This is a genomic window from Mesorhizobium sp. M7A.F.Ca.CA.002.05.1.1 (genome assembly GCF_003998335.1).
Classification (GTDB): Bacteria; Pseudomonadota; Alphaproteobacteria; order Rhizobiales; family Rhizobiaceae; genus Mesorhizobium.
Genome location: NZ_RZQI01000666.1, coordinates 1 through 3366 on the forward strand (window position 1 = coordinate 1; position 3366 = coordinate 3366).

4 protein-coding genes are annotated in these 3366 nt (G+C 60.4%); 2 read left to right on the plus strand and 2 right to left on the minus strand.

Annotation, left to right across the window (positions count from 1 at the left end; translation table 11 throughout):
* Positions 1-609, minus strand: a 609-nt coding sequence (locus EN939_RS26230) for an AEC family transporter (RefSeq protein WP_206528340.1), incomplete at its 3' end; no start/stop codon positions are given.
* 125 nt (positions 610-734) lie between these two features.
* On the opposite strand from EN939_RS26230, the gene hspQ reads away from it, so the two are divergent.
* Positions 735-1058 carry a heat shock protein HspQ gene (hspQ, locus tag EN939_RS26235; protein ID WP_164749013.1) on the plus strand — a complete coding sequence of 108 codons (324 nt, stop codon included), beginning with the start codon at positions 735-737 and terminating at the stop codon, positions 1056-1058.
* Positions 1059-1129: 71 nt separating this feature from the next.
* Here hspQ and EN939_RS26240 read toward each other — a convergent pair whose 3' ends face one another.
* On the minus strand, positions 1130-1759 hold the full coding sequence (locus EN939_RS26240; RefSeq protein ID WP_127270670.1) for an invasion associated locus B family protein: 630 nt from the start codon (positions 1757-1759) through the stop codon (positions 1130-1132).
* 232 nt (positions 1760-1991) lie between these two features.
* On the opposite strand from EN939_RS26240, the gene EN939_RS26245 reads away from it, so the two are divergent.
* The coding region (locus tag EN939_RS26245) for an extracellular solute-binding protein (protein WP_164751227.1) at positions 1992-3366 on the plus strand (1375 nt) is incomplete at its 3' end.

Below are 3366 nucleotides of genomic sequence, written 5' to 3' on the forward strand. Positions count from 1 at the left end.
CGCCCGGGAAAGATATTCCAGAAATCGCTCCACCGGCACGGGCGGTCGAAAGCCGATATAGGCGGCGCCGACGCCCAGGGCGGTTGCGATGATGAACGGGTGCAGCACGCTCTTGCGCACGACACCGAGCGCAAGCCGGAGAGGCGTGGTCTTGTCGTCGCCCGACAGCGCCATCATCATGGGTGCGATGGCGAAATGCATGATGTTCTCGAAACAGAAGATCAAGGCGACCGGCACAGCCGCCTCCTCGCCGAAGGCCAGCAATGCCAGCCCCGGTCCCATATAGCCGATATTGCCATAGGCGGCCGCGAGCGCCTTGATGGTCGATTGCGCTATCTCGCCGCGCGAGGTCAGGACCGACCCCATGAACATCAAGGAAAATATCATGAAGGTCGAGACGACCGAACCGAAGATGAAGCGCCATTCCGTCAGGTCTTCGAACGGCGTCTTGGCAAGCAGTTGGAAGAAAAGTGCCGGCAGCGCGACATAGACGATGAACGTGTTCATCCAGCCGAGCGCCTCCAGCGGCTGCCTGGTGATGCGCGCCACCAGGAACCCGACAAAAATCAAGCCGAAGAACGGAAGAACAAGACCGATGACGTCAGACATTTTTATGCTGGTCCGAAACCCTGGCGCCGGGCTAGCCCGTTGCTTAATAGGGCGTCAAGCGCCTCGGGATTGAATTGATGCGCGGTCTGCGCCAAATAAGCCCAAGGAATTCAGTGGTGAGTACGATGAAAACAGCCAAATTCGCGATCGGACAGGTGGTTCGCCACCGGCTGTTTCCATTCAGGGGCATTATTTTCGATGTCGATCCGCAATTCGCCAACACCGACGAATGGTACGAAGCCATCCCCGCCGACGTGCGGCCGCACAAGGATCAGCCTTTCTATCATCTGCTCGCCGAAAATTCGGAGACCGAGTACATCGCCTATGTCTCCGAGCAGAATCTGCTCGAGGATCAGTCGGGTGAGCCGGTCCGGCATCCGCAGATCAAGGAGATGTTCGACAAGAGGCCGGACGGCGGCTACCAGCCGAAACGGCAGTCAAGGCACTGACCCGCGGAGAGATGGGCGCAAAAAAAGCGGGGCATGACCCCGCTTTTTTGTGGCTCGGCGATATCGGCCGATCAGTTGGCGGTCTTCGCCTTGTCCTGCTCTTCCTTGAGCTTCTTGGCGAAATCCTGGTTGTTCTTGGCGACGAAGTCCTGAAGCTTCTTTTGCCGGTCCTCGATGTCCGACTGCTGCAGCGCCGGTCCGTCATAGGCGCCGCTGAAGCCCTGCAGGGCGACCTTGATCGGATTGGGCTGGTTCTGGAAATTGACGGAGGTCAGGGTAATCGCCTGGCCCTTCTTGAAGGCGGCGACGAGCTGATCGGTCAGCGGCACTTCCGCCACGCAACGATCCGGGAAGCAGATCACATAGTCGAGCTTCTGCGCCTTGCCGGTGTCGATCTGCAGGCCGATGCCGGGAGGCACCAGACGGCCGGTCGGGACCGTCACCTGGAACACCTTGCGGTTCACCTTGCCCTTCAGCTCGATCAGGCTGACGCCAGTGACCAGCTGGCCGTTGCCGGCGGTGGTGATGTTCTGGACATTGCAGATGTCGACGTCTTCCTGCTTGGTGCAGGCCTTGAACCAGCCTTGCGGAATCTGCTGTTGCTGCTGTGCGGAAGCAGCGGGAAGTCCTGCGCCGAGAAAGCCGACCACGCCAGCGGCCATGACCGACAGGCGGTACGCGTTGCTGTTCAGGCTCGTCATGTCGTGCACTTCCTCTCAAATGATCCCGGGACCGGCTTCTTCGTGCCGTGTGGTCCAGCTACCTGTTGCCGAAATGAGGCAACAGAATGACTTCGGAGGGCGTGTTACACTGCAAGCGATGCCGAATCCAGCCCGGCGTCAGCAATTGTTGAACGCGCGGTTGGCCGGCGCGCAGCCGCCTCATGCTAGGGTGCACACCGAATCATCAAGCCGACCCAGTAAGGAGACGTTCATGGGCCGCGTTGTTGTTTGGCTGATCACCGGGATATCGTTTCTCGCCCTTTCGCATCAGCCGGCCGCATCGGAGCCGAAGCACGCTATCGCCATGCAGGGCGTGCCGGCGCTACCGCCCGACTACAGGCATTTCGACTACGTCAATCCCGACGCGCCGAAGGGTGGCTCGATTACCTATTGCGTCGTCGGCAGCTTCGACAATCTGAACCCTTTCATCCTCAAGAGCCTGCGCACGACGGCGCGCGGCATGATGGATACGATCTTCGGCAATCTGGTCTTCGAGCCGTTGATGCAGCGCAATGCCGACGAGGCTTTCACGCTCTACGGTTTGTTGGCCGACAGCGCCGACATGGACCCGGAGCGCAAGAGCATCGAATTCCATCTCAATCCGAAGGCCAAATGGTCGGACGGTCAGCCGGTGACGCCGGAGGACGTGCTGTTCAGCTATGACGTCTACACCGAGAAAGGCCGCCCGCCTTACAGCGATCGCATGGCCAGGGTCGCCAAGCTCGAAAAGACCGGCGATCACAGCGTGCGCTTCACCTTCAACGACAAGGCCGATCGCGAATTCCCGCTGATCATCGCGCTGACCCCGATCATCCCGAAGCACGCCTTCGACAAGGAGACTTTCGACAGGACGACGCTCAAGCCGGTGATCGGCAGCGGCCCTTATAGGATCGCGCAGGTGCAGCCCGGCCAGCGCATCGTGTTCAAGCGCAACCCGGACTACTGGGGCAAGGACGTCCCGGCCAAGCGCGGTTTCGACAATTACGACCAGATCACCATCGAGTATTTCCTCAACGCCAACGCCAAGCTCGAAGCGTTCAAGAAAGGCCTTTGCGCCATCGACGACGACAGTGATCCGGTGAAGCGCGAGCGCGATCTCGATTTTCCGGCCTTCCACAAGGGCGACGTCGTCGCCGAAACCTTCGACACCGGCATTCCGCCCGTGGTGACCGGTTTCCTGTTCAACACGCGGTTGCCGAAATTCGCCAACCCTGTCGTGCGGCGCGCGCTCGGCATGCTCTACGACTTTGAATGGGCCAACAAGAACCTGTTCGGCGGCAAATACACGCGCACGATGAGTTACTGGCAGAATTCCGAGCTTTCCGCGATCGGCCATCCGGCCGACGACAGGGAGAAAGCGCTTCTGGCGCCCTACCCCGGCCGCGTCCCGGCCGATGTCATGGACGGTACATGGCGGCCGCCGGTGACCGACGGATCGGGCCAGGACCGCCGCGTGCTGAAGGCAGCCTTCGATCTTTTGAAAAGTGTCGGCTACCACGTGCAGAATGGAACGATGCTCGATCCCGAAGGCAAACCCTTCAGCTTCGAAATCCTGACCGCATCGCAGGACGAGGAGCGCCTTGCCG